At 64.5% G+C, this 26,058-nt stretch carries 27 protein-coding genes and 2 pseudogenes; 15 read left to right on the top strand and 14 right to left on the bottom strand.

The window, feature by feature from the left end:
- Positions 1-12 precede the first annotated feature (12 nt).
- Positions 13-1,305: an amidohydrolase family protein gene (locus LWC34_RS52165; RefSeq protein WP_233733752.1), complete on the top strand. Its 1,293-nt coding sequence runs from the start codon at positions 13-15 to the stop codon at positions 1,303-1,305.
- On the opposite strand, the gene LWC34_RS52160 is transcribed toward LWC34_RS52165, so the two are convergent.
- Entirely contained in the window at positions 1,295-2,389 is a 1,095-nt protein-coding gene (locus tag LWC34_RS52160) for a DmpA family aminopeptidase (RefSeq protein WP_233733750.1), read from the bottom strand. The genes LWC34_RS52165 and LWC34_RS52160 overlap by 11 nt on opposite strands.
- Before the next feature lie 18 nt (positions 2,390-2,407).
- Here LWC34_RS52160 and speB point away from each other — a divergent pair, with 18 nt between their 5' ends.
- On the top strand, positions 2,408-3,397 hold the full coding sequence (speB, locus tag LWC34_RS52155; protein ID WP_233733748.1) for an agmatinase: 990 nt from the start codon (positions 2,408-2,410) through the stop codon (positions 3,395-3,397).
- Here the strand turns inward: speB and LWC34_RS52150 are convergent.
- Complete coding sequence (locus tag LWC34_RS52150) at positions 3,394-4,206, bottom strand: NAD(P)H-binding protein (protein ID WP_233733746.1); 813 nt, start codon at positions 4,204-4,206, stop codon at positions 3,394-3,396. The two genes, speB and LWC34_RS52150, sit on opposite strands and share 4 nt — an antisense overlap.
- A 290-nt stretch (positions 4,207-4,496) precedes the next feature.
- On the opposite strand from LWC34_RS52150, the gene LWC34_RS52145 reads away from it, so the two are divergent.
- The gene (locus tag LWC34_RS52145; protein WP_443667746.1) at positions 4,497-5,588 is read left to right on the top strand and encodes an IS701 family transposase; all 1,092 of its coding nucleotides are present in this window, start codon (positions 4,497-4,499) and stop codon (positions 5,586-5,588) included.
- A 181-nt stretch (positions 5,589-5,769) separates the two neighbouring features.
- Here the strand turns inward: LWC34_RS52145 and LWC34_RS52140 are convergent, their stop codons facing one another.
- Genes LWC34_RS52140 through LWC34_RS52130 form a run of 3 tightly spaced genes read right to left on the bottom strand, consistent with a single transcriptional unit; the run spans position 5,770 to position 7,289 of the window.
- On the bottom strand, positions 5,770-6,159 hold the full coding sequence (locus LWC34_RS52140; RefSeq protein WP_233733744.1) for a VOC family protein: 390 nt from the start codon (positions 6,157-6,159) through the stop codon (positions 5,770-5,772).
- A gap of 36 nt (positions 6,160-6,195) precedes the next feature.
- The gene (ku, locus tag LWC34_RS52135; protein WP_233733742.1) at positions 6,196-7,107 is read right to left on the bottom strand and encodes a non-homologous end joining protein Ku; all 912 of its coding nucleotides are present in this window, start codon (positions 7,105-7,107) and stop codon (positions 6,196-6,198) included.
- Positions 7,108-7,136: 29 nt separating this feature from the next.
- Complete coding sequence (locus LWC34_RS52130; RefSeq protein ID WP_233733739.1) at positions 7,137-7,289, bottom strand: CsbD family protein; 153 nt, start codon at positions 7,287-7,289, stop codon at positions 7,137-7,139.
- Between the two features lie 132 nt (positions 7,290-7,421).
- On the opposite strand from LWC34_RS52130, the gene LWC34_RS52125 reads away from it, so the two are divergent.
- From LWC34_RS52125 to LWC34_RS52115, 3 genes are all read left to right on the top strand, one after another.
- Positions 7,422-8,645, top strand: coding sequence for a M14 family zinc carboxypeptidase (locus LWC34_RS52125; protein WP_233733738.1), 1,224 nt, complete (start codon positions 7,422-7,424; stop codon positions 8,643-8,645).
- A gap of 75 nt (positions 8,646-8,720) precedes the next feature.
- Positions 8,721-9,350 (top strand): TetR/AcrR family transcriptional regulator, encoded by a 630-nt coding sequence (locus tag LWC34_RS52120; RefSeq protein WP_233733737.1) that lies wholly within the window; start codon positions 8,721-8,723, stop codon positions 9,348-9,350.
- Between the two features lie 179 nt (positions 9,351-9,529).
- Complete coding sequence (locus LWC34_RS52115) at positions 9,530-9,904, top strand: hypothetical protein (RefSeq protein ID WP_233733736.1); 375 nt, start codon at positions 9,530-9,532, stop codon at positions 9,902-9,904.
- A gap of 61 nt (positions 9,905-9,965) precedes the next feature.
- Here the strand turns inward: LWC34_RS52115 and LWC34_RS52110 are convergent, their stop codons facing one another.
- On the bottom strand, positions 9,966-10,826 hold the full coding sequence (locus LWC34_RS52110) for an alpha/beta fold hydrolase (RefSeq protein ID WP_233733735.1): 861 nt from the start codon (positions 10,824-10,826) through the stop codon (positions 9,966-9,968).
- A 263-nt stretch (positions 10,827-11,089) separates the two neighbouring features.
- Positions 11,090-12,652, bottom strand: a complete 1,563-nt coding sequence (locus LWC34_RS52105) for an IS1182 family transposase (protein ID WP_233733734.1) — start codon at positions 12,650-12,652, stop codon at positions 11,090-11,092.
- Between the two features lie 222 nt (positions 12,653-12,874).
- Here LWC34_RS52105 and LWC34_RS52100 point away from each other — a divergent pair, with 222 nt between their 5' ends.
- From LWC34_RS52100 to LWC34_RS52085, 4 genes are read left to right on the top strand one after another with little or no spacing between them, the layout of a single operon-like run.
- The gene (locus LWC34_RS52100) at positions 12,875-13,204 is read left to right on the top strand and encodes a hypothetical protein (RefSeq protein ID WP_233733733.1); all 330 of its coding nucleotides are present in this window, start codon (positions 12,875-12,877) and stop codon (positions 13,202-13,204) included.
- A gap of 10 nt (positions 13,205-13,214) precedes the next feature.
- Entirely contained in the window at positions 13,215-13,718 is a 504-nt protein-coding gene (locus LWC34_RS52095; protein WP_233733732.1) for a mycothiol transferase, read from the top strand.
- Between the two features lie 26 nt (positions 13,719-13,744).
- Complete coding sequence (locus tag LWC34_RS52090; RefSeq protein ID WP_233733731.1) at positions 13,745-13,954, top strand: hypothetical protein; 210 nt, start codon at positions 13,745-13,747, stop codon at positions 13,952-13,954.
- Positions 13,955-13,958: 4 nt separating this feature from the next.
- The gene (locus LWC34_RS52085) at positions 13,959-14,933 is read left to right on the top strand and encodes an MFS transporter (RefSeq protein ID WP_372496822.1); all 975 of its coding nucleotides are present in this window, start codon (positions 13,959-13,961) and stop codon (positions 14,931-14,933) included.
- Here LWC34_RS52085 and LWC34_RS52080 read toward each other — a convergent pair.
- The 6 genes and pseudogenes from LWC34_RS52080 to LWC34_RS52055 form a co-directional block, all read right to left on the bottom strand.
- The gene (locus LWC34_RS52080; protein ID WP_233733729.1) at positions 14,923-15,312 is read right to left on the bottom strand and encodes a hypothetical protein; all 390 of its coding nucleotides are present in this window, start codon (positions 15,310-15,312) and stop codon (positions 14,923-14,925) included. The genes LWC34_RS52085 and LWC34_RS52080 overlap by 11 nt on opposite strands.
- A 12-nt stretch (positions 15,313-15,324) precedes the next feature.
- Positions 15,325-16,686, bottom strand: coding sequence for an AfsR/SARP family transcriptional regulator (locus LWC34_RS52075; protein WP_233733727.1), 1,362 nt, complete (start codon positions 16,684-16,686; stop codon positions 15,325-15,327).
- Between the two features lie 34 nt (positions 16,687-16,720).
- The gene (locus LWC34_RS52070) at positions 16,721-17,323 is read right to left on the bottom strand and encodes an FMN reductase (RefSeq protein ID WP_233733725.1); all 603 of its coding nucleotides are present in this window, start codon (positions 17,321-17,323) and stop codon (positions 16,721-16,723) included.
- Positions 17,320-18,378, bottom strand: a pseudogene (locus tag LWC34_RS52065) (LLM class flavin-dependent oxidoreductase). Before LWC34_RS52065 ends, LWC34_RS52070 begins: the two are co-directional and overlap by 4 nt.
- Before the next feature lie 58 nt (positions 18,379-18,436).
- A complete protein-coding gene (locus tag LWC34_RS52060) occupies positions 18,437-19,381 on the bottom strand; it encodes an NmrA/HSCARG family protein (protein WP_233733723.1) in 945 nt (314 codons plus the stop codon).
- A gap of 47 nt (positions 19,382-19,428) precedes the next feature.
- Positions 19,429-20,238: a TetR/AcrR family transcriptional regulator gene (locus tag LWC34_RS52055; RefSeq protein ID WP_233733721.1), complete on the bottom strand. Its 810-nt coding sequence runs from the start codon at positions 20,236-20,238 to the stop codon at positions 19,429-19,431.
- Positions 20,239-20,321: 83 nt separating this feature from the next.
- Between LWC34_RS52055 and LWC34_RS52050 the strand changes: the two genes are divergently transcribed.
- Entirely contained in the window at positions 20,322-20,945 is a 624-nt protein-coding gene (locus tag LWC34_RS52050) for an alpha/beta hydrolase (protein WP_250109481.1), read from the top strand.
- A gap of 213 nt (positions 20,946-21,158) precedes the next feature.
- On the opposite strand, the pseudogene LWC34_RS59245 reads toward LWC34_RS52050, so the two are convergent.
- Positions 21,159-21,389 (bottom strand): annotated as a pseudogene (locus LWC34_RS59245) (SMI1/KNR4 family protein); the annotation flags it as partial.
- On the opposite strand from LWC34_RS59245, the gene LWC34_RS52045 reads away from it, so the two are divergent.
- The 4 genes from LWC34_RS52045 to LWC34_RS52030 are packed head-to-tail and all read left to right on the top strand — an operon-like array spanning position 21,298 to position 26,016.
- The gene (locus tag LWC34_RS52045; RefSeq protein WP_233733719.1) at positions 21,298-22,554 is read left to right on the top strand and encodes an alpha/beta hydrolase; all 1,257 of its coding nucleotides are present in this window, start codon (positions 21,298-21,300) and stop codon (positions 22,552-22,554) included. The pseudogene LWC34_RS59245 and the gene LWC34_RS52045 overlap by 92 nt on opposite strands.
- The gene (locus tag LWC34_RS52040; RefSeq protein WP_233733718.1) at positions 22,551-23,291 is read left to right on the top strand and encodes an esterase family protein; all 741 of its coding nucleotides are present in this window, start codon (positions 22,551-22,553) and stop codon (positions 23,289-23,291) included. Before LWC34_RS52045 ends, LWC34_RS52040 begins: the two co-directional genes overlap by 4 nt.
- Positions 23,292-23,303: 12 nt before the next feature.
- Entirely contained in the window at positions 23,304-24,536 is a 1,233-nt protein-coding gene (locus LWC34_RS52035) for an ATP-grasp domain-containing protein (protein ID WP_233733717.1), read from the top strand.
- Position 24,537: 1 nt separating this feature from the next.
- Positions 24,538-26,016: a glutamate-cysteine ligase family protein gene (locus LWC34_RS52030; protein WP_233733716.1), complete on the top strand. Its 1,479-nt coding sequence runs from the start codon at positions 24,538-24,540 to the stop codon at positions 26,014-26,016.
- Positions 26,017-26,058 lie beyond the last annotated feature (42 nt).

Below are 26,058 nucleotides of genomic sequence, written 5' to 3'. Positions count from 1 at the left end.
GGAGTTTGACACATGTGCTTGTCCCACGTTGTTCCCGCGCCCAAAGTCAGCCGTCGCAGCGTCCTCGCCGCTGGAGTGGCGGTGCCGCTGGCGTTCGGGGCATCTGAGGCAATGGCCGCCGCACCAGACACCTTCGTCATCGCCAACGTCCGGATCTTCGACGGAAAGCGGGTGATCGACCGAGGACACGTCGTTGTCACGGGCGGCCGCATCGTTTCCGTGCTCGAGCATGGTGGCGCGCCCGAAACGTTGCACGTCATCGACGGCCGCGGCAAAACACTGCTGCCAGGCATGATCGACGGACACGTGCACCACACCAACCCAGTCCGCACGGACGCGCCGCGCTTCGGTGTGACCACCGAGCTGGACATGGTCAGCGACCCGACCGTGCACGGTCCGTTCAAGCAGCAGCGCCGGTCCTACGCGCCGACCGCGAACTCGGACCTGTGGACCGCGGGCTGGTGGGCGACCGTGCCCGGCGGCCACGGCACCAGTTCCGGCCAGAAGTTCCCGCTGGTCGAGCCGGGCACGATACCAGCGGAGTTCGTCGCAGCGCGCCAGGCTGAAGGCTCTGACCACCTGAAACTCGCGCTGGAAGACAAGGATCTGATTACTGGCAAGCCGATCCCGACACTGTCGGCCGACCAGACGAACAAGCTGGTCGTGGCGGCCAAGAAACTGGGCATGCCTGCCGTCGCACACGCCACCAACCAACGGCTCGCGCAGGTCGCCTTGCGCGCCGGGGTGACGGGTCTTGTGCACATCTTCGCCGACGACGTCGTGTCCGCTGAAACGGTCGCGCTGGCCCAACGTTCCGGTGCGTTCGTCCTGCCGACATTGACCCTCTGGAGTGCCTGGGATTCCACGGCGATCCCGGCATCCAGCGCCGTGGTCAACGATCCGCGTGTGGCGCCGTACATTTCGGCGACACAGCGAGCTTTCCTCGACACCCCTTGGGGTTTCGAACGGCCGGGACTGGCGAACGCCTCTCGTACCATCAAGATCCTGCATGACGCTGGCGTGCCGATCACCGTGGGCACCGACTCGGGCATCCCGGGAATCGCGTACGGCGTGAGCCTGCTGGTGGAGCTGGAATTGCTGGTCCGCGCAGGTTTGACGCCACGCGAGGCATTGACAGCGGCCACCGCCACGCCTGCGGGCATCTATGGTTTCGCTGACCGTGGGCGGATCCGGGCGGGTCTGCGCGCCGACCTCGTGCTGGTCGACGGCGACCCGACCAAGGACATCACCGCGATGCGAGGCATCTCCGCCGTGTGGCGTAACGGCGCGCCGATCACTCGCTGAACAAGCCGACCAGGCGTTCCCGTGGGATCGCGGGGGAGCGGTGGCCATCGCGGCCGATCATCGTCTCGTTGACGACGATCGCGTTGACCGCCGCTTCCTCTACCGCGTAGGCGGTTGCCTCGAAGAACGGGTCGATCCCGTGCCACGGCACGAATTCCAGCCGCGACAAGGCTTCCCGCTTGGGATCCAGCGCGCCGGGATTTCCGGTCGAGAACGCCAGGAAAATGTCGCCTGAGCTGTGGTTTCCGGTCGTGCCGGTCCGGCCTAGCCCGATGGTGGCCCGGCGGGCGAGGGCCGTGCACTGCTGGGGAAGCAGGGGTGCGTCCGTGGCGATGACGACAATTGCCGACCCGGCGCCCGGTGGCAGGAACCAGTCGGTCTCGGCCATTGGGTTGTCGGCGGCGAAGATCTCGCCCAACGCACGTCCAGCGATCGTGAGCTGGTGACGTGCACCGAAATTGGACTGGATGAACGCCCCGACCGTGTAGTCCGTGCCCGCATACCGGACTTTTCGGGACGCCGTTGCGCTGCCTCCCTTGAACCCGTACGAGTTCATGCCGGTCCCACCGCCGACCGAACCCTCCTCGATTGGGCCGGTTTTGGCGTTGTCGATGGCATTCACCGCGTGCTGAGCCGTGATGTAGGAGCGGTTGATGTCGTTGAGATAGCCGTCGTAGGTTTCGCCGACAACCGGGAAATCCCAGGGAGTCTGATTGGGCTGTTCACGCACGACCCAGTCGATGACCCCGCGATGCACCGGCCCGACGGCGTACGTGTTGGTGATCATCACGGGCCAGCCGAGCAGACCGGTCTCAGCCAACCAATGTGACCCGGTCAGCTCGCCGTTGCCGTTGAACGAGTGGAAACCGGACGCGCAGCTCACGCCGACCCCCTGCTTGCCGCGCGGCAGAATCGCGGTGACACCAGTGCGGATGTCGTCGCCCTCGATGAGGGTTTCATAGCCGACCTCGACGCCAGGGACATCGGTGATCGAGTTGAGCGTGCCGGGCTGACCAGGGAAAGGAATGGTCAGCGCCCGTGCCCGAGGGCTGCCGGAAGGTGTGTAGTGCCAAGCGTCGGTCATCAGGCCAGAATAGAGACCATGGCGATGTACGGCCCTGATGTGACGTTTCTCGGCGTTGCCCGCTGCGACCTGACCGAACCATCGTCCTATGCGGACGCCGACGTGGTGATCGTCGGAGCGCCCTTCGACGGCGGAACATCACACCGCCCAGGAACCCGGTTCGGCCCACAGGCCATCCGCACGACTGACTACCTTGGACAAAACGGCTCCCGGCCAAGTTTGGCCTTGCGCACCGACGGTCTGCGTGACCTGCGCGTGCTTGACGCCGGAGATGTCGAGATGTTCTCGGGTGATGCGGAACGGTCGTTGACGACATTGCGCGGTGAGGTCGCGAAAGTGGTGCGGGCCGGAGCCATCCCGGTGATCCTGGGCGGTGATCACTCGATCGCCTTCCCAGACGCGGGCGGCGTCGCGGACGTACTGGGTCATGGCCGAGTCTCAATGATCCACTTCGACGCACACGCGGACACAGGAGACATCGAATTCGGCTCACTGTGGGGCCACGGGCAGCCGATGCGTCAGTTGATCGAGTCCGGCGCACTGCGCGGGGACCGGTTCCTGCAGATTGGTTTGCGCGGCTACTGGCCAGGGCCGGAAGTGCTGAAATGGATGGCAGAGCAGCGGATGCGCTCGTACGAGATGTCCGAGATCGTGGCGCGCGGGTTGTCTGAGTGTCTGACGGAAGCCTTCGGAATCGCGACGGATTCGTGCGACGGCGTGTTCCTGTCGGTGGACATTGATGTCTGTGACCCCGGACATGCCCCAGGCACCGGCACGCCGGAGCCTGGTGGCCTGTCCGCGCGTGAACTGCTCGACTCGGTGCGCAGGATATGTCTGGAGCTGCCCGTTGTCGGCATAGATGTGGTCGAGGTCAGCCCGCCCTACGACCACGCGGACATCACGGCGGCTTTGGCGAATCGCGTTGTGCTCGAAGCACTTTCCGCGATCGCCCACCGCCGGACAGGCGAGACATGGGACCCGTTGCGGCCCCTGCTGGATGGCCGTTAACGGAACTTGTCAACATTTTCCTCAGCCCACTGCCTGAACGATTTCGGCTTCTGGCCGGTGATGTCTTCGACTGTCGCCGTGACAGTGTAGGCAGCCGCCGGTGGATTGGACTGCCACGCGACCAGGATGTCGATCATTTCCTCGGCATGGCCCGCCTGCTTCCACCGTGCTCGTGCCTGGGCTTCGGTCAACTCCACGAACTCAAGCGGCCTACCGATAGCATCGCTGATCTGATCGAGTTTGTGCCGTGGTGTCAACGGTTCCGGCCCAGTGACCGAGTAGCGTTTGCCAGCATGGCCGTCTTCGACGAGGACAGTGGCCGCGACCGCGCCCACATCCGCCTCGTGCACGGCCGCGTTCAGGCTGTCGCCAAAAGGTTCTTCCAGCTTGCCGGTGGCTTGGATGGCCTTGGCCCAATGCAACGCGTTGCTCATGAAGTCGGTCGGCTCGATGTGTGTCCACTCCAGACTGGACTGTTCCACGGCTTCCTCGACCGGACCGGATTGCCCGTTCCACAGGGTGACGATCTTCCTCACTCCGTGCTTTTCCGCCAGCGTAACGATGTCCGGGCCGGTCTTGAGGGTCGCGTAGTCATCCCCGCCGATGGTCAGCAGGTGAATGCCTGTGATGCCGCGGAAGTCGAGGGTTGACGGGTCGGTCAGATCACCTGCCACGACCTCGACTCCTTCGGGAAAGCTACCCTTTCCAGGGTTCCTGGTCAGCGCCCCCACTCGCTGTCCTTTGCGGAGCAAATGCTCAACCACCCGGCGGCCCGCGTTCCCGGTCGCTCCCGTCACCAAATACGTCATGGCCCAAACCTAAAAGTTCAAGTCCACTGCAGGTCAAGCCTCGTGAGTGGTTATCCACGTTAGAACGCGGATAACCACTCACGAGATTCGCAACGCTCTGCGGCCATTGGGCGCGCGACGGGCCTAGTACGGCAACCGCACTGTGTGATCTTGGTGTGGGGTCGTGATCATGGACGCGGCCACCGCGTGATCAACTTCAAGGTGTGTTAGGACTCGAAGCAGACGCGGTGGCCGCGTCGAAGACTGTAGTTGATGATCGCCTCACGCGGTGGCGAGCGGGGTTCGATGAGATGTTCGCGCTGGTGGCCGGGCGTTTCGCGCAGGCGGACTCACGTCGCCGGGCACGGATGTACCTGCTGGGACTGCTCTCGGCAGCCGAGCGTAAGAACTCCTGGACCATCGCGGAGCAGGCTGGTGACCTGACTCCGGATGGCATGCAGCGGTTGTTGAACTTCTACCGCTGGGACGCCGAGGCGGTGCGGGATGATCTACGTTCCTATGTGCTGGACACTCTCGCCGACCCCAGCGGGGTCGTGGTGGGCGATGAGACAGGTTTTCTCAAGAAGGGCACCAAATCCGCCGGCGTGCAGCGTCAGTATTCCGGCACTGCCGGGCGTATCGAGAACTGCCAGCTCGGCGTGTTCCTGACCTACGTGTCGTCGCGGGGGCGGGCGTTGATCGACCGAGAGCTCTACCTGCCGAAATCCTGGACCGGTGACCGGGAGCGGTGTGCCGAGGCGGGCATCGCGGACACGGTCGGGTTCGCGACCAAACCGAAGCTGGCGCGGCGGATGCTCGAACGACTCATCGCCAAGCACGGCAAGCAGACGGTGGGCTGGTTCACCGCCGACGAAGCCTACGGCGACAACCCCGGACTGCGGGACTGGCTGGAGGACGAGGACATCAACTACGTCATGGCGGTCTCCTGCGACGACCGGTTCACCACTCCAACCGGGCCTCAGCGAGCCGACGAACTCGCCGCGACCGCGCCGAAACGAGGCTGGCAACGACTCTCAGCCGGTAAGGGCAGCAAGGGACATCGCCTCTACGATTGGCTGCTCATCGACCCCGGCGCTGACGAGCACCTCCTGCTGGTGCGTCGCTCGATCTCCAAGCCCAGCGAGCTGGCCTACTACATCTGCCACAGCACCCAACCAGTACCCGTCGCCGAGTTGGTCCGGGTAGCCGGATCCCGTTGGGCGGTCGAGGAAACGTTCCAGTTCGCCAAGAACGAGACCGGACTGGATCACTATCAGGTGCGCAAGTACGACGTCTGGTACCGGCACATCACCCTGGCGATGCTGGCCGCCGCGTTCCTCGCCGTCACCGCATATCGAGAACGCGGCCGCAATGACCAAAAAGGGGCGATCTCGCCACCTTAAGCCAACTGATTCCGTTGTCCTGTAACGAAATTCGACGACTCTGGGCCACCCTCACCCACCCGGTCCACCCCGAAACCCACACCAACCACTGGTCAGACTGGCGACGACGCCACCAAACCCGAGCCCGCCGCAGCCACTACCAGCGACAACACCTCAAATATCACAAGGTGCGGCTGCCGTACTAGGCGCCTGAGCCCGCTGGGTCTATCTCGATGCCGTAGACCAGGCAGAACGTATGTCCTGCCGGGTCGCGGAAAACCCGGAAGTGGTCTTCGACGTGCTCCTCTGTCACCCGGGTCGCGCCCAGGGCGAGGACCTGGCGTTCTGCTTCATCCGCGTCGTCGACCTTGATGTCCAGGTGGACCTGCTGGGAGCCGGTGGGGTCGGGGAATTTCGGCGGCTCGTAGTCAGGCGCCAGCTGGAACGCCAGCCGTTGCCCATTCGGGTCTGTCACGACCACCCAGTCCGGTTCTTCCTGCGTGATCTTTCCGCCGATCAACTGTGCGTAGAAATCCCCCAGTTTCGCCGGATCCTTGCAGTCAAACACCACACTTCGTAGTTGTCCGATCATGCATCCAGTGTTGCCCAGCGCGTCAAGCCGGAAACCTCACGACGCCTTGGCCACGGCTTTCTCCAGCTCGGCCCGGCTCATCTTCGAGCGGCCTTTGATCTCGAGGTCACGGGCGCGTTCGTCGAGTTCCGCCTTGCTGAGGCCGGACAGGCTCTGCTTCCTGCCTCGGCCCTTCGTGGATTCGACGCTCCGGCGCAAGGCCTCCATCAGGTCAGTGACCTCGGTGGCCGCTGGCGGCTCGGCCTCGACGACTACCTCGTTGCCCGCAGCCTTGTCCTCGATGAGCTTGTTCACCTTGTCGGTGTACGTGTCGCGATAGTCTTCAGGGTTCCATGCCTCGCTCAGTGACTCGATCAGGGACGTGGCCATCTTGAGTTCCTTGCTCTGCGCGGCCTTCACGCCTTTGACCGACTCACGCACGTCCGCCGGATCCCTGATCTCGTCGGCGAAGTACAGCGTTTCCAGCGCCATGATTCCGTCACGGGCCCGGACCGCGGTCAGATACTGCTTGCCGCGCATGACAAAGGTCGCTATCCCGGCGCGGTTGCTGTCCGTCATTGCCTTGGCCAGCAAGGCGTACGGCTTCGCGTATTCCTTTTTGGCCGGTGCCAGCCAGTAGGTCTTCTGGTAGAAGATCGGGTCGATCTCGTCGAGGTCCACGAAGGCGTCGATATCGATCGTCCGTGACCGGCCTGGCGCGATGTCGGCCAGCTCGTCCGGTTCGACAAGCACGAACTGGCCGTCACCGACCTCACGACCTTTGACGATGTCGCCGTAGTCCACTTCCTTGCCGGTTCGCTCGTTCACCCGCTTGTACCGGATTCGATCCGATGTCCCGCGTTGGAACTGGTTGAAGTGCACGGTGTGGTCGCTGGTGGCGCTGTAGAGCTCCACCGGGATGCTGACCAGCCCGAAGCTGATCGCCCCGCTCCATATCGCACGCGCCATGACTCGTGGCTACCCGAAATCCCGGCTGATCATTCGTCGTCCCGTTTCAGGTCCTCTTTCGCCTGCTCGAGCTCGGCTTCGCCCTCCACCCGCAACGCCTCGTTGCCGGTGTACTCGCCCCACTCTTCCTTGATCTTGCCGACGATCTCCTCGACCACGTGTTTCGGCTTGTCAGTGGACATGCGTACCTCCCTGGTCAAGGAGGTAGTACCCAGTCGCGGCGAATCACGCAACTCGAACAGGGGCCAATCGGGCTAACCGTGCGTTACGTGATGTCAGTACGTTGGCTTTGTCCAACATACTGGGAGGCGTCCATGCGGATTCTTGTTGGCACACTCGCCGCCGCCATGGCCTTCGGCCTGGTCAATCCCACCTTCGCGGCGGCAGCACAGCCAGAAATCCAGGCACGGCCGTGCAGTGAGGAACCACGGGAACTGCCGATCCACGAGTTCACCGACTACCGAGAACTCCAGGGGGAACTGGGCCGGTTGCAACGCGTCAGCAAGGGCAGGGTCAAGGTCGAGTCCGCGGGCCTGTCGAACCGCGGCCGCACGATTCACCGGGTGACCGTCGGTACCGGGCCCAAGGTGATGGTTGTCAGCAGCGAGATCCACGGCAACGAGAAGACCGGGACCGACGCATTGTTGCGTATCCTCGATTTCCTTGGCACGTCGGAATCCGCGCACGCCAAGCGGATACGCGCGGCGATCACGTTCGTCGCGGTGCCGAAGCTCAACCCGGACGGCGCCGAACTCGACCGCAGGGGCAACGACATCTCCTGGGCCGAAGTGCAGCGCACGTTCCCGCAACTGGCTGGGCGTCCACCCGCGTGGAACTACATTTCCGGCCAGCAGCAAGGAGATGACTATCGCACCAGGCCCGGGTTCGACGTCAACCGCGACTTCCACCCCGAGCTGAACTACGTGCCGCAGGCCGCGGACGTGCCCGGCTCGCCCGACCAGCCCGGTTGGTTCATCACGCCGGAGGCCAGGGCGCTGCGCAAGGTGTACCTCGACCTGAAGGCCGAGCGCGGCAGGGTGCCTGACGTGTATGTCGACCTGCATCACCAGGGCGCGTGCGTCCGGCAGGAAGGCAGCAACAAGTTCCTCGACGTGGCGGTGGACTACCCGCCGTTGCCGGACCGGTTCTTCGAGGACGGCCAGAAGTATGCGAAGTACCGTGACGTGTACACAAAGGATGAATCACGGCAGCTGGCGATCAGCGCCTTCAACGGGATGACCGAAGGCGGCTACATCGGCGCGCGCTATCCACACGCGGCCGACCGTGACCTGCCTGGTCAGGCGCGCTGTTCCTTTGCCTTGAACGGCACCGGAACCGTGCTGTTCGAGGTTCGTGGCCAGACGCAAACCCTTGGCCAGCAACACCGGGAACGGTTCACGCGGGCGGTCGTCGCCGGGTTGAACCGGATGATCGCCGACGTCAGCACGGGCGCGGTCGACCGGATCGACCCCGACAAGTTCGACACCATCCCTGGCACCGCGGACGCCAAGGCGGCCGACCTGCGATTGGTGGATTAACAGCGTAAGGCCTCCGGGGATGACTCGGGGGCCTTTTTAGTGGCCAGCGTTTAGAGTATGTGCTCTAATTAGAGCATGAGCTCTAAAACTTCCGAGCGGACGCGACTGAAGGTGCTCGAAGCCGCCCGGGACCTGTTCAACGAGCGCGGAACCGCGGCGGTCAGCACGAACCACATCGCGGCTGGCGCCGGGATCAGCCCCGGCAACCTCTACTACCACTTCCGCGACAAGCAGCAGATCATCCACGCGCTGTTCGACCGGTATGCGCGTGAGCTCGACGACCGGTGGCGGCCGGACCGCGACGCGGGCAAGAACCTGGCTGTCCTCGGGCGCAACCTGGCTGAAGCTGCGGCTCTGAGCTGGGAATACCGGTTCTTTCAGCGTGAGATGCTCGTGCTGCTGCGTGCCGATGACCGGCTTCGGGCGGCGTACGACGTGGTTTATGAACGGCGATTCAGTGAACAACGGTCGTTCGCCCAAGAACTGGTGCTGCAGAACGTGATCCGCGTGCCGCAGTTGCCGCGGACGATCGATGACCTGATCACTGCGCTGTGGCTGGTGGCTGAGGGCTGGCAGCCGTTTCTGGATCTGACCAGCGATCCGACCGACGAGCAGCAGGTCGCCCGGGTGACTGACCTGCTGATGGTCGTGCTCGAGCCGTATCTGACCGACGAGGGCCGAAGACTTTTCGAGGGGGAGACGTGATCAACAGACGGAAACTGTTACTGGGGCTGGGTTCCTTCGCAGTGGTTGGGACTGGCGCGACGACGTGGCAGGCGGTCGACCAGGGGGTGTTCTCGACCGGATCCGGGGCGGCTTACGTAGCGTGGGACGAGCGTTGGAGAACCTCGCACTTGCCGCTCGATATCGTGGCCTGAAACTGGATGTACGACTGCGCGACTGTCCTTCTCGGACGGTCTACTTCGGAGAAATCCGCGCTCTTTGACGCGATCCCGCACCGCCACACGAACCGCGTTGCCTATGACTCCCGGCCCGTGGCCACGCCGAGTTCGCCACGCTGGCGGAAACCCCGGACATCTCATTGGTGTGGCACGACGCAACCTATCAACCAGATCGAGGAACGGATCGACCGGGAACGATCGGTCGATCTGAAGCCGGAGTTCACCAGTGCGCTGGTCCCGCCGGGTGGGCACGCGGTCTTCTCGTTCCGCGTCGGCTATCCGACAAGGGCCGCGTTGCGCAGCCCACGGCGCCAAGCTGAGGAGGTCAGTCGAGGTAATGCTGTGGGTGGCTGGTGACTGCTCCGGCGCCAGGTCGAGGCAGTCAGCCGAGGTAGTGCCGCAGGTCGCCGGTGACCCGTCAGCTGAAGAACTTCAGCAGGTGGCCGGTGACCGCCTCGGGCTGTTCCTCTGCCAGATAATGCCCGCTGCCCACGATGCGCTCGTGCTGGAACGAGGTGGTTTGCCTGCGTAGAGCAGCTTCCAGGAAAGCGTTGTCCTCAGCCGCGAGGCCCAGGACCGGCAACGTCACCGGTGTGTACGTCTTCATGTCCTCGATGTCCTGGAGCCACGTCTGGTACCAGGCGTTCGAGGCCCGGATCGCGTCAGGCGAGTCGTACGCCTTGGCGTAGATCTCACGGTCGGTCTCGGTGATCGCGTCCTTGTTGACCAGCCCACCCTCGCAAAGATGGTCGATCAACGCGCGGAACCGCCCGTTGGGCAGGACCTGCGGAAGCTCCGTCAACTGGTTGAAGGCGAACCACCACATGTGCGGGACCTGTGGCTGCGGCAACATCGTGAAGAAGAACCAGCCCTCGTCCGGGTGTGGCACGTCAAGCAGTGCGAGCTTGCCGATCGCCTCCGGGTGATGCACGGCAAGGCTGTACGCGACCATCGCACCGATGTCGTGGCCGGCGACGTTGGCGTTCGAGAAGCCGAGTGTCTTGATCAGCTCGGCGATGTCGCGGGCCATGGTCTTCTTGTCGTAGCCGCTTTCCGGCTTGGCTGATCCGCCCATTCCGCGCAGGTCGACCGCTACAACGCGGTGGTGTTCGGCTAGCGCTGGCATGATCTTGTGGAATTCCCACCAGGTGTGGGGCCAGCCTCCCAACAGGATCAGGGGGCTGCCTTCGCCGCCGATCACGTAGTGCAGGCGTGTTCCGTTGACATCCGCGTACTCGCTGGTGAAGCCCAATGAACGGGCCAGGTCGGCGTCAGTCATGATTGTTCGTCCGTTCTGGATGGAACGTTCCAATTGGGTACTAGTGGTCACGATCGGAAGTCTGTCGGGGGTCTCGACGGCCCAGCTTCCCGCTAGGAGGCCGCTGAATTAGGGTGGTTTGCGGGTTGGTTGTCACCGAGTGATGGCAGGCGAGGACCTGGGCCTTGCTGATTCATGGGCGATGCTGGGCGTTCAGGGAGCCCAGGGCGGTTGCTCGACGAGGTTCACAACTCCCAAGACTGGGGGTTGGGCCGTGGTTTCCCTCAGGTAGCCAGGGTCCAAGCGCCCGCCGTATGGGTCAGGCCGCGACCGATGAGGTTGCGGAGGTTCAAGGCTGCGGTGCGGCGTTTGAGCCAGGCGTTGTTCTTGCCGGTGCCTAGATATCGGAGTTTGAGACGTCGGCCACCGCGGCTGGCGATCTGGGAGATGACCCGTTCCACGTTGGGGCGGAACGTCCTGTAGCTCTCGCGCAGTTCGGGCTTGTCCGCCCAGTCGCGTCGGGCTTGGCGCAGCAGGTCATCTCGTGGGTGCAGAACGATTTTACGGCCGGTCTTGGACGTGGTGCACTGTGCACGCAGTGAGCAGGCACGACAGAGAGCGCCAAAGGTGGCGACCCGGGTCCGGCTGATCGGGCGGGTGATGTCGTTGGGGCAGGTGACCGTGCCCGCTTGCTCGTCCACGGTGAAGTCGTCCACGGTGAATCCGCCCTCGACCGGAGCCCGCAGCGGCTTGGGCTTGATCACCGCCTCATGCCCGGCATCGTCGATCCCACCGCGTAGATCCCCTGTGCCATAGGCGGAATCGCCGTACCACGCGCGCTTGCCGTCCTCGGCGTCGAGGAACTCCTCGGCCACAGCGGGGTCGGAGTTCTCCGTGCCGGCGGCCGTGGTCACCTTCTCGTCGGTGACGATCCCGGTCTCGGGCTCGGCCGCCACGTGCGCCCGATACCCGTCCCGCCGGTTCTCCGGGGACTTGCGGGTATGCCGCGCATCCGGATCCACTGTGGACACCACCCGGTCCGGGGCGACCTTGCGGGCGATCCGCCACCGCCCATCAGTGCCGTCACTGCCCTCGGCGGGCTCGACATCCTGACCGGCGACCAACGCCAGCAACGCCAACGCGAACTCCGCGTCGCCTTCCAGTTCGGTATCGGCCAGCGCCGCCACCAGCGCGTTCGCATCGTTGACCAGCGCGGAGACCAGCGCGTCCCTGGCGGCCGGGTCGTCCCAGTCGATCCTCGGCTTGTCCGGCCGACTGTAGTCATGGCCGGTACACACCTTCGCGATCTGCCCCGCCGCGCCGGGCACCTGCCGATCCACCCGCCGGATCGCCGAGATCAGCTGGGTGATGGTGTCCTGGGTGGCGACCGCGTCGGCCAGGATCGTGGAATCCACCGCCCGCTTGCGGCGGCCACGCAGGATCCCGGTCTCCTCGACGACCGTGCGCACCGCGTCGTTGATCCGATGCGGCCGCCCCGAGGTGGCCAGTCGTTTGCGCCAGTACACCAGCGTCGAGGGGTCGAATCCCTTGTCGTCCAATGCCATCCCGGTCGCGACCTTCCACCGCAGGTCACACCGGGCCGCCTCAGCGGTCTCCCGATCCGAGAGATCATGCAGGGTCTGCAACACCAGGATGGAGGCCATCACCGACGCCGGGATCGAGGGCCGTCCCTTGCCCGAGGGGAACAGATCCTCGAACTCTCCATCGGGGAACAGATTCCGGCGATGCCCGGCCAGGAACGCGAACATGCTCCCCGCCGGGACCAGATGACCGACCAGCGCCTCCGCGTCCAGCAGCTCCCGATCACCACGCTCCACACCCTGCATGAAACGATTCTCCCAGCTCAAACCCACATCCTGGGGCGACACGCCGATTATTCAGCGGCCTCCTAGCGGGAAGCTGGGCCGTCGAGACCCCCGACAGACTTCCGATCGTGACCACTAGTACCCAGCCGCTGATGCGCGAAACCACCTGAGCGAGCGGTTTGCTCCATAATGGACAAGCCGAATCCTGTTGTGCCAGAACTACGACAGCAGGGTAGGTGAGTCATGCTGAACCTGATCATGGCTGGCGTCATCGCCGTAACAGCGACAACCGGCGGCGCCGTGACACCGGCCGCTCAAATTCCTGCCGAGGCCCCGCCAGCCGCGTTGGCGATCTGTGACTCGGTGACGCAGATAATGCTGTGCAAGCCAATGGACACATTGAGTTTGCCGCCAGAACCGACAATCGGTGACGCACGCGTGGAGGCAAAGCGCCGGTACGGACAGCTGCCATGGGTGTGCGACCTGAACATCGCGGGCCGTGTCGAGGTGGAGACCTGTGTGTTCCCAGTGGATCCCGACACGACACCGCTGCGGATCATCCTGAGCAGGTAGTGTCAGGGGAGTGACTAGCGCAGAGTTGCTCGTCGACGCGTTCGGCCGTGTGCGGGAAGAAGTCCACGCGGTGGTGGACGACCTGAGCACCGATGACCTGGCGTTCCGGGTCGGCGACAGTGCGAACACCATCGCGTGGCTCGTCTGGCACCTCACCAGGATCCAGGACGACCACCTCGCCGACGCCGCGGATCACCCGCAGGTGTGGACCGATCAGGGCTGGTTCGACCGATTCGGGCTGTCCCTGCGTAAATCCGACACCGGCTACGGCCACAGCGCCGCACAGGTCGCCAAGGTCAAAGCCAGCGCCGAGCTACTGATCGGCTACTACGACGCGACCAACGAGCAGACCATCGACTACGTCAAAACCCTGAAGGACAAGGATTTTGACCGGATCGTGGACGAGGCTTGGGATCCACCGGTGACGTTGGGCGTGCGGCTGATCAGCGTGATCTCCGACGACCTGCAGCACGTGGGCCAGGCCGCCTTTGTCCGAGGCATGCTAGGCAAGTAGCTTCTAGATCCAATACGGTGTGACCAGTGGGGAACAGCCGAATTGCCTTGCTGATCGCGCTCGCCGTCGACAACTTCGGATCCGGACTCTTCCTGCCGCTGGTGGTGGTCTACGCGGTCCAGGTGATCGGCCTGACGGTCGGCGTGGCGGGCACGGCCGTCATGATCGGCACGATGGTCGGCCTGGCTGGTCCTGCCACTCACTGGACGACTGGTCGATCGCGCAGGCCCCCGTAGCGTCGTGGTCCTCTCGCAGGTGATCCAGGCGGCGGGCGCGTTCACCTACCTCGCCGCCGACGGGGTCGCGGTCACCGTGCTCGCGGCGGCCTTGCTGGCCACTGGTCAGCAGATGTTTTACGGATCCCTGTTCGCTTTGATCGCCGATGTGGCTGGAGTAGGACCCAAGGACAAGGCGTTCGCGGTTGTCGGCATGGTGCGCAGCGCCTCGTTCGGGGCTGGCACTCTCGCGGCCGCGGTGCTGCTCTCGACCGCAGGTCCCACTGGATACACGGTCGCGATCACGCTGGACGGCGTCAGCTTCGTGTTGTGCGCGCTGCTCTTGAGGTTCCGGGTGCATCCGATGGCTCACGTGGTGCCCCCGCAGGAAAGCAAAGCCCAGAGCCCGTTGCGTGACCGGCCTTACCTGGCTCTGATCGGCGTGACCTTCCTTGTCGGTCTGGCCACCGACTTCTTCCTGGTCGGCATCCCGGTCTTCACGGTAGAGCAGTTGCACATGCCCGACTGGGTTCCCGGTGCCTTTCTCGGCCTGATCACGGCGATCACCGCGACTTGCGGCACGTTGGCGGTGCAGGCGACCCGCATGTACAAGCGCACCACAGCGGTCGTGCTGAGCTCGGGGCTCTTCGCGGTGTGGTGCGTCGCCGCCCTCGCCACGGTTCTGCTGCCGTCAGCGTGGCGCATCCCGTACTTGCTGGTCACGACGTTGATCGTGGCCGCGGCTGTGCTGATATTCCAGTCCAGGGTGAACGCACTGGCCGAGGCCGCCGCGCCGCCCGCTGTCCGGGGGCGTTACCTGGCGGCCTTCCAGTACGCGTTCGCCATCGCAGGCGTCGCGGCGCCTGGTGTGGTGGGCCTTTTCCAGATCGCGATCTGGCTGCCGTGGCTGGTTGTGTTCGTCTGTGCCTGCCTGGCTGCTTGGGGCATGCGAAAGATCGACGCCAAGCTGCCGCAGCACGCGGTCGCCGCTAGCCTTTGACGGCAACCAGGTCCTGCGGCAGGAACCTGCGTTCGTGGTACTCGGCCAACCTGCCCAATGCGGCCTCGCACTCGACGCGGCCGACCTCAGCCAGCGCACGAACTCGGGCATACCTCTTCACCGGTGACAGGTGCCGGTATCGGTCCCGTACCGTGCTCTCGAGAATGTGCTTGTCCACCAAGGATTCCAGCAGATCCTCGGACAGGGTCACGGGCCTGTCCAGCAGCGCGGCAGCCGCGAGCACGTCGATCTCCGGCGATTCGACCAACGACACCAGCAACAACACGCGGAGTTGCTCCGCGTCGAGGTCTGCCAGGATCTCCTTGAACGGCCGTTCGATCATCTCGCATTCCGGCGGCTGCGCTGGCGCGCCCGGCACTCGCCGTTCGGCTCACTCACTGACCGACGCGATCGTCCACTTTGGCCGTGATGCGATCCGGTTTCCCATTGCCTGCACCAAATGCGGGATGCCTAGCGTGCTCGCGACCAGCCGTCGGGTCGCGACCGGCTCGGCGCGCACCCTGGCCTCACCGATCATGTGCTCGAACAGCAGCACGGCTTCGTCCTCATCGAGGCCACCCAGGGTGATCCACCTCGCATGTGGCGGCTCGTACAGCCGCTGACGTGCGGTGATGAGCACGGCGCCGGAACTGGGCAGTAGTGCTTCCACGGGTCCACGGACGTTGTCCATCACGATCAGTATCCGCTTCGCGCTCGTCAATGTCCGCCACAAGGTCTCGCGTTCCCACGTTGTTCGAGGCAGGTCGACGACACCCACCGCGCGCAGCAGTTCGGCCAGCGGATCGGGTGACTTCGCCAGGTCGACGAACAGCGTGCCGTCGGGGAACTCCGCGGCCATCTGGTGTCCTATGTGGATGGCCAGCGCGGTCTTGCCGACGCCAGGCATTCCTTCGATACCAACCGGGATGCCCTCTGCCAACGCCGACGTGATCTGCGGAAACAGCTTGCCTCGGCCGACGAAGAACGGTGCGTCCGCGGGCAGTTGCGCGGGCCGCGCCACGACAACCGCGGGAGTCAGGGTGGGGTCGGAGACCAGGATTCGCTGGCGCATTTCGCGCAGGTCCGGACCTGGGTCGATGCCGAGTTCGTCGAGGAGCACCCGGCGGGTCTCGTCGAACAACGCCAACGCCTCGGCCTGCCGTCCCGATCGGTACAGCGCCAGCATCAGCAGCTCCCGCGATCGCTCGCGGAACGGATGCTGCTCGACCATCGCCATCAGATCCGCGACGGCCTCGGCCTGTCTGCCGAGTTCGATATCAGCCGCTGCCAGGTCCTCGATCACGCTGAGCTGAACGTTTCCCAGCCGCACGCGTTCAGCCTCCGCGTAGTCGCCGCGCACGCCCGCGAGCGGAGTTCCCTTCCACAGCGCCAAAGCAGCGCGCAACTCGGCGGCACGAGCGGCGGTGTCCTCGGCCTTGGCCGTGGCGATATGGCGTTGAAAGTCAGTCAGGTCAAGGGATGGCTTGGGCAGCGCGTACCCATGAGTCACGGATTGAATCACCGGGCCGAGCGCGCTACGCAGCCGCGACACGTACGACCGGACCATGCCGATCGCCGCGCGTGGAGCATCTGTCCCCCACGTCGCTTGGATCAGCTGGTCCGGTGAGACGGCCCCGCCGTTGTGCAGCAACAGAATCGCCAAGATGGCGCGTTGTTGCGGCGACCCTAGCTCCACCTCGGTATCGCCGCGCCACGCGCGGACCGGGCCCAGCACCTCGAACCGCAACTCCACCCTTGCATCCTCCCTGGTCAACCCTCGTGAGTGGTTAGACGTGTTCTAACACGTGTTCTAACACGACTAACCACTCACGAGGATCCGCGAAGGGATCCGCCTGGATCGTTCGCTCACGCAGGACTATGTCGTGTGCCAATTCGCCCGCGGCGCGGTCGATCCGTGCGGACAATGTGGTTCCTGCCCAGTCTTCGGACGCGGCGTACACGCCTGTCGGCACGACAATCGCCTTCAGGTAGGTGAACAGCGGCCGCATCGCGTAGTCGAGCACCAACGAGTGCCGTTCCGTACCGCCCGTCGCGCCGATCAACACCGGCTTGCCCGCGACCATCCCCTCATCAAGAACATCTACAAAGGACTTGAAGAGGCCGCTGTACGAGGCGGCATACGTTGGCGTGACAACAATCAAGCCATCCGCACTGGCCACAGCGTCCAGAACGGGTTTGAGGTTCTGTGGCGGAAATCCCGAAAGCATCGCGTCCACGAGACTGTGCGCGTGACCACGCAGTTCGATCATCCGCACGTCCACGTCGTCGGACATCGCCCGGACGACGGCCGCGGCCAGCCGGTCGGCGAGCAGGCGGCTCGACGACGGCTGGCTCAGGCCCGCGGACACCACTGCGAGTGTGCGTGTCATGACGCCACCTTCAGCGTCTCGTGGGTCGGCGCCTTCGGCTTCATCGACTCGAACTCCTTGCGCAGCACGGGAAGGACGTCCTCGCCCATGATGTCCAGCTGTTCAAGGACGACCTTCTGCGGAAGGCCCATTCCGTCCACATTGAACAGCTGACGCTGGTAGTCACCGAAGTCCTCACGGAACCGCAGTGTCCGGTCGATGATCTGCTGTGGACTGCCGACCGAGATCGGCGTCTCCCGCATGGTCTGTTCCAGTGACGGTCCGCCGCCGTACACCGGCGATTGGTCGAAGTACGGACGGAATTCCTTGATCGCGTCCTGCGAGGTGCGCCGCATGAACGTCTGCCCGCCAAGACCAACAATCGCTTGGTCGGCGGACCCGTGCCCGTAGTGCTCGAACTGGCCACGGTACAGCTCAATCATCCGCCTGGTGTGTTCCTTGGGCCAGAAGATGTTGTTGTGGAAGAACCCGTCTCCGTAGAACCCTGCCTGTACCGCGATTTCCGGGCTGCGGATCGAGCCGTGCCAGACGAACGGCGGTACGCCGTCGAGCGGCCGAGGCGTGGACGTGAAGGACTGCAACGGCGTGCGGTGCTTGCCTTCCCAGTCCACCACGTCCTCACGTCACAGTTGCCGCAGTAGCGCGTAGTTCTCTACCGCGAGGCCAAGGCCGTCGCGAATGTCCTTCCCGAACCACGGATATACCGGGCCCGTGTTCCCACGGCCAAGCATCAGGTCGACCCGGCCGTCCGCGAGATGCTGCAGGGTCGCGTAGTCCTCGGCGATCTTCACCGGATCGTTCGTGGTGATCAGGGTGACCGATGTGGACAGGATGATCCTGCTTGTCCGCGCGGCGATGTAGCCGAGGATCGTGGTCAGCGACGACGTCACGAAGGGCGGGTTGTGATGCTCGCCGACCGCAATCACATCCAGTCCGATCTCTTCGGCCTTCATCGCGACGGCCACCATGTTCTTGATGCGCTCGTGCTCCGACGGCGCCTTGCCGGTCCACGGGTCGACCGCGATGTCCCCGACCCCGAAGATGCCGAACTGCATGTCCCTCACCTACTCAAGCATGACATGAACGTTCAAGTCAACCGCTGGACGAAAGCCGTTATTCCGCGAGCTGCCCCTTGTGAACGGCCAGCCAGGTGGCGAAGTCCTGCAGGTCAGGGTTGAGCGTGCGGACGTACTCCGGCTTGCGAACCCCGGCGAAGTAGTCGGAGAACTCGGCGTAGTACTGGAACATGTTGGCGATGTCGTCGGCGCCGGGAACCGGCAGCGCCCGCACCTGCTCGAAGGTCAGCGGACGGTACTCGACCTTCTCCCCCAGCGCCTTGCCCATCTCGGCGACGTACTCCTCGCCGGTCAGGTTCTCGCCGGAAAGGTTGACGGTCTCCCCGATCAGGTCCTTACCCTGCTTGAAGATGCCGTACGCGGTCCGACCGATGTCCTCACGGGCGACGCCGGGCAGCGGGGAATCGGCCATCGGCAGCGTGATGTAGAGCGTGCCGTTGTCATCCCGGGTCGGCTTGAAGAAGTCGAGAAAGGACTCGAAGTACATGGTCGTGCTCAGGAACGTGGTCGGCACGCCCGCGTCGGTGAACACCTTGTCGGCCTCACCCTTGCTGTCGAAGTGCGGCACCTTGTACTTGCCGTGCAGCGTGGGCATCCGGCCATCCTCGATCGGCACGTGCAGGCGCGTGTCCGGCAACGTGGACCAAACCACGTGCTGCAGGCCCGCCGCAGTGGCCGCGTCGACCGCCGCACGCACGTGCGCCTGCTCCCGCTCCGGCGAGTTGTACTCCCAGAACGCCGTCACCACGAAGGCGCCGTACGCGCCCTGAAAGGCCTTCTTCACCGACTCGGGGTCGTCGAGGTCGGCCTGCACGACCTCCGCGCCACGAGCCGCGAGCTCACGTGCGGCGTCGGAATCGACATCGCGGGTCAAGGCGCGAAGGCTGAACTCACCGGCGGGGTCGTCAAGGATCGCACGGGCCAGGCCACCACCCTGCTGACCAGTGGCTCCGACAACGGCGAGAATCTTCTTTTCGGTCATGCCACTGATGCAACCGCCGCGACATCACCGTGCGATTCACGTTTGATTCACGCACGTTGACGCAGGCCATCCAGGATGAACCCGAGGGCGCGCCGGGACGCCTCGTCGCCGAACGTGATGGTCGCCTGCACCCCCGCGGACAGCACCATCATGTCCAGCGCTTCGAAGTCAGTCCGCAGGTAACCGGCCTCTTGTGCCCGGCTGACCAGCTTTCGCAGCAGGCCGCCCTGGATCTCGCGGTGCTCGGTGAGCAAGTCGGTCAGCCGGGTCGGTGGGCTCCCGCGTGACCAGCCGACCGAGTCGTTGAAGCCGCTGGTGGTCAACTCCCACAGGCCACGGTCGGCCGCGAGGACACGGATGGACTCCTCGAAGAACCGCACGAACGCGTCCCACACCGCGTCGCTCTCGGTGGCTTCCCTGACCCGATCCTCGGCCATCCTGAGTCGTTCACGGTAGATCTCATAGATCAGCTCGTCCTTGTTGGCGAACCGCCGATAGACCGTGCCCACTCCTACTCCAGCGTGTTTGGCCACGTCAGCGAGGGTCGCGTCGAGCCCTTGGGTGGCGAACACCTCCGCAGCCGCGGCCAGCACCCTGCGCAGATTGGTTTCGGCGTCGCGGCGCATCCGGTCGCTTGGCGGCACACCACCACGGTACCCGGATCGGCGTACAGTGAAATCGGAATAGCTATTCCGCACGTCACGCGGAGGAGAGCACGTGGTCAAGATCGTCGTCCCAGTCGACACCAGCACGAGCACGGTGATCAAGCCAGGCACCGACGCACAGATCCAGTGTGGACGGATCCAGCTGACGACCACATCGGACGTCACGTACTCCGGCCAGCTCAAAATGGACATCTTGGCGCCACGGACCGAGGGCGTGCGGCCGCTTGTCGTCTACCTTCCCGGCGGCGGGTTCATGTCATCGGCCACGAATGTCCTTGACCACGAGGACATTCGTGGCCGAGGCCGAATACGTCGTCGCCAGCATCCAGTACCGGACCATCCCGCAAGGCGCCACGTACACCGACACCCTCGCGGACATCGCCGCCGCGATCCAGTTCCTGCGCACCAACGCGAGCCAGTACGGCATCGACCCGGCGAAAGTCGCGGTGTGGGGCGACTCTGCCGGCGGTTATCTCGCGTCGATGACCGGCCTGACCGGTGACGCGAATGTCCAGGCCGTGGTCGACGACTTCGGCGCCACCGACCTTTCGAAGGTCACGTCGGACTTCGACACCGCTGGCCAGCAGGCGATGGCACCGTTGACCAGCAGCTTCGTCAAGTACGCGCCGGACATGACCGCGGCCAACCCGGCGAACCGTGTGACGGCCGACGCGCCGCCGTTCTTGATCTTCCACGGCAACCAGGACACCATCATCTCGCCAAGCCAGACCTTGTTGCTGCACAACGCTTTACAGGCCGCCGGAGCTGACAGCACACGGTATGTTGTGGACGGTGGTGGGCACGGCACGTTGGCGCCGACCCCGGAGTCCAGGCTGCCGTGGACCAGTCAGCAGGTACTCGGCATCACGGTGAACTTCCTGAACAAGCACCTCAAATGATGTCCCACTCCAGCTCACCCTTCGCGGTGACCTTAGGACGGTAGTCCTGCATGACCGCTCCCCTGTCTCCAGCGCGGTGGCCGTCTGCTCCATCAGGTCAGTGAGGGTAGGCGGCCACTGATCGAACATCATGTACGTCTCCTCGTCGTGGTCGCCCAACCTCCCGTTGCGGCCACGACGCTGATCCAGCAGGAGATTCCCACCGCCGCCGTCCAGCGCGACGGGAATGACCTGTCCGTGCCAGCACGAACCGACGCTGTCGTTGTGCCCGTTCGAGACGAGAATGTCGCACATCATCTTGGCGTCGCTGATGATGCTGTGCGTCGACATCGGGATGTAGAACGGCGGCAGGATGAACCCGAGCATGGTCGTGCCCGCGCCATTATGGCGTAGCAGCGAGGCGATCAGCTCTGCCGGAACTGGGACGCCGATCTGCCGTTGCATATCGGCGATCTCTGCGAGCGTGGCAGGCGGTTTCAGCATCCCCGCGGTCGCTGGCGCCCTCGCCGCCAGCCACCACCGCGACGACGACCGCGAGAACTTGCCCCCACCCAGTTTTCACGCCGCCGCAGTCTGCCATGAGATCGTGATCAGCGTGGACGAATCGACCGAAGGCGGACCGCTGGTCACGGCCAGTTCGGTGACCTTCAGGCTGCCCGACAACGGCCCGGTTCTCGCCGGGGTCCGGTTGTTGCCCGCACTGTCCTTGCCAGGCGCCGGAATGGAGTTCACCCACGCGAACGAGTGCTGGACGCTGCTGCTCAACCGGCCGCCGGTCTGGCGGATGGAATACCGCCTGCAACTGCGGCACCGCGACGGCGGCATCGAGGAAATCTGCGACCCCGGCAACGACAAGCGGGCACCCGGAGCCTTCGGAGACAAGTCCGTCGTCGAGTTCCCCGACTACGTCCGGCCAGCGTGGCTCGACACCCCCGCCACCGGCGAATACCTGGACATTCCAGGGTTCAACGCACGGCTGTGGTCCCCCGGAGAAGGCCCGATGCCTCTGCTCGTGGCCAACGACGGCCCTGAGTACGACCGACTGGCCAGCCTCACCACATTCTCGGCGTGGTTCAAGATCCCCCACCGCGTCGCGCTGCTCCAGCCGGGTGACCGGGACGACGAATACTCCGGCAACCCCGATTACGCCCGCAGGCTCGCCCGCGACCTGCTGCCGACCATCCGCAAGCTGGTCCCGGTCGAGCGGCCCGTGGTCGGGATGGGCGCGAGCCTTGGCGGGCTGGGCATGCTCCACGCGCAACGTCGCAGGCCAGGGTTATTCGGTGGGCTGTTCCTGCAATCTGGTTCGTTCTTCGATCGGCGGTTGGATCCGCAGGAGTCCGGGTACAGCCGGTATCGGCGGGTCACCAGGTTCGTCAGCGGGATCGTGCGCGGCACGAGCAAGGGCAAGCCGGTCCCTGTGACGGTCACGTGCGGTCTCGCTGAGGAGAACCTGGCCAACAATCGCCAGATGGCGGCGGCATTGGTGGCACTTGGATATCCCACAGGACTGGTGGAGGTCCCGGACGCGCACAACTATGTGGGGTGGCGGGACGCGTTCGACCCCGCGCTGGCTGACCTGCTGCGCACGGTGTGGGAGGGATCTTGAGGCGTGATCAAGTGGACCTGGCCGGCGGAACGGTCATCGCGTACGGCCACTACGGCAGACCTTTCCTGGTGTTCCCGTCCGAACAGGGTCGCGCGTGGGACTGGGAGAGCAACGGGATGATCGACGCGGTCCGTCCCTTGCTGGAGGACGGCCGCGTCAAGCTCTACTGCGTCGACTCGTTCGACGCCGCGTCATGGTCCAACCGGTCGATCCCGCTTGAGGACCGCGCGAGGAACCACGGCACGTACGAAGCATGGGTCCTTGATCATGTGCTGCCGATGATCCACGCTGACTGTGCCGATTCTTTTGGGGGCGGCCCGCAGGAGGTGGCGACGATGGGATGCTCGCTCGGCGCGTTCCACTCCGTGCTTTTCGCACTGCGCCGTGCCGATCTGTTCCCCCTCGCGCTTGGTCTCTCCGGCAACTACGACGCGTCCTCGTGGCACGGTTGGGGCGAGCGGGGTGACGCGATGTACTTCGCGAACCCGGTCGACTTCGTGCCGAATCTGAACGGCTCCCATCTCGACTGGCTGCGGTCGCGGCTGTCGATCCTGCTCGTGGTCGGGCAGGGACAGTGGGAGGACACCACCGGCTCGCTGCCGTCCACCCGGCAGATGGCCGATCTGCTGCGGGACAAAGGTCTGCGCTGCGAACTCGACGTCTGGGGCCACGACGTGCCGCACGACTGGCCGTCGTGGCGTTCCCAAATCGCCCATCACCTGCCGAGGTTCGTATAGGGAGGACCGCGCATGCCGGACCGCACAGAGCACTTGCTCGGACTGCTGCTTGGCACCGAGGAGGACTGGCCGCGCGCGTTCGAGACGTTGGTGAAACGCCTCGGGCCGGTGCGCGACAACGCGGGCGTCGAGCACACCCTTTCCACTGAGCGGATCACGATCGAGCCGTTCGACCTGCGCGCGAAACCGCGTTACGACCTGGTCATCGACCGGCTGGCGTACTGGTACTACGTGCCGAGGGAGTGGTTGAAGAAGGTCGCGTTGATGGACGACGTGTACCTGCTCAACAGCCCATTCACGTTCCAGTCCATGGAAAAGCACGCGGCTTACTGCGCGATGATGCGGCTCGGGTTGAAGGTTCCGCCGACGTGGCTGGTGCCGTACAAGAATCCGGTCGATCACGCGAAGTACGCGTACACCGCGCAGAAGTACAACCGGCCGTTCGATTTGGACGCTGTCGCGAACGAAGTCGGGTACCCCCTGTTCATGAAGCCCTACGACGGTGGCGCGTGGCGTGGCGTGTCCCGGATCGCCGATCCACAGGCCTTGCACGAGGCCTACGACTCGTCCGGCGAGATGCTGATGCACCTGCAGGCGTCGATCGAGGGTTACGACTCGTTCGCGCGGTCGTTGACGATCGGCCCGGACACCATGGTCATGCGTTTCCAGCCGGAGAAGCCGATGCACGAGCGGTACGCCGTGCAACACGGTTTCCTTTCCGAGGAAGCGGGCACCGAGGTCGTCTCGATCTCCCGGTTGATCAACGCGTTCTTCCGGTGGGAGTTCAACTCCTGTGAGAGTCTGGTCGTCGGGTCCGAGGTCTACCCGATCGACTACGCCAACGCGTGCCCGGACATCTCGATCACCTCGCTGCACTACTACTTCCCGTGGGCGATCGGCGCTTTGCTGAAGTGGTCGGTGTTCTGCGCGGTGACCGGACGCAAGGCGCAGCTGGATCTGGACACCCGGCGCTACTTCGAGGTCGCCGACTCCGAAATAGACTATTCGGAGAAGCTGACCGAGTACCGCAAGCTCGCCGACGACTACTTCGACACGGCCCGCTACCACGAGTTCTGCGCCACCTCACTGTCCGGTGTGGACGATATGGTGCGGGATTGGGTTTCCTCGCCGGACTTCGACGCGCTGCTCGTCGACACGGTACGCACGACCTATCCACCGGCTGAGCATGATCGGTTCGTCGCGCACTTCCGCGGCCTGATCGGACTCTGGATCCAGGGAGGCTGACATGGGCCAGGAAGTCGAGAAGCGAGAGTTCAGTCGCGAGGACAGAACTCGGTACCGGCACAAGGTACGGCGATGCCTCGACGCGTTCGCCCGGATGCTGCAGGAGTCGAGGTTCGATTTCGAACGGCCGATGACCGGCCTGGAAATCGAGTTGAACCTGGTCAACAACCAGACCGAACCGGCGATGCGCAACGAGGAAGTGCTCAACGCGATCGCCGATCCGGACTTCGTCACCGAACTGGGCCAGTTCAACATCGAGATCAACGTGCAGCCGCGGGAACTCTCCGGCGGCGGCATCACCCAGTTCGAGAAGCAGGTCAGAGCCAGCCTGAACGCCGCGGAGAACAAAGCACGCGGCAAAGGCGCGCATATGGTGATGATCGGCATCCTGCCGACGTTGCGCGCAACGGATCTGACGCGTGACACGTTGTCGGCGAACCCGCGCTATGCCTTGCTGAACGACCAGATCTTCACCGCGCGCGGCGAGGACATGCACATCTCGATCGAGGGCACGGAACGGCTTGAGGTGACGTGTGACTCGATCGCGCCGGAGTCCGCGTGCACAAGTGCGCAGCTGCATTTGCAGGTCAGCCCGATGCAGTTCTCGGCCTATTGGAATGCCGCACAGGCGATCGCCGGTGTCCAACTCGCTCTGGCCGCGAACTCGCCGTTCCTGTTTGGACAGAACCTGTGGCAGGAAACCCGTGTGCCGCTGTTCGAACAGGCCACGGACACCCGGCCCGACGAGTTGAAGGCGCAGGGTGTTCGGCCGCGGGTGTGGTTCGGCGAACGGTGGATCACGTCGGTGTTCGACCTGTTCGAGGAGAACGTCCGGCTGTATCCGGCCTTGCTGCCCATTGTGGACGAAGAAGACCCGTTCGAAGCCTTGGATTCCGGTCGCGTTCCGTCACTGGCCGAGATGCGGCTGCACAACGGGACGATCTACCGCTGGAACCGCCCGGTTTACGACGTGGTCGCCGGAACTCCGCACCTGCGCGTGGAAAACCGAGTCCTGCCAGCAGGTCCGACGGTCGCGGACACGTTGGCCAACGCGGCGTTCTACTTTGGCGTGGTCCGGATGCTGGCGGAGGCCGAACGTCCAATCTGGTCACAGATGTCGTTCAGCGCGGCCGAGGAGAACTTCCATCTCGGTGCACGCCAAGGGCTTGAGGCTCAGTTGTACTGGCCAGGTGTCGGCTTCGTGCCCGCGGCGGAGTTGGTTCTGCGGCGCCTGTTGCCGATGGCCCACGAAGGTCTTGACCGCTGGGGCGTCCACCCCGACGAGCGTGACCGCCTGCTCGGGATCATCCAAGACCGCTGCCTCACCGGCCGAAATGGCGCGATCTGGCAGGTCAACGAGGTCACCAGGGTCGAAGAACGCGACAACGTGGACCGCTACACAGCCCTGAAGCGAATGCTGAACCTGTACATCACCCACATGCACTCGAACAAACCCGTCCACACCTGGCCCGTCGACTAAAAACCCCTCGTGAGTGTTTTCGCCGGTTCTAACCGGCGAAAA

It is taken from the genome of Kibdelosporangium philippinense (genome assembly GCF_021390435.2).
GTDB classification, from domain to species: domain Bacteria; phylum Actinomycetota; class Actinomycetes; order Mycobacteriales; family Pseudonocardiaceae; genus Kibdelosporangium; species Kibdelosporangium philippinense.
This window is presented reverse-complemented; position numbering and strand designations above follow the sequence as displayed.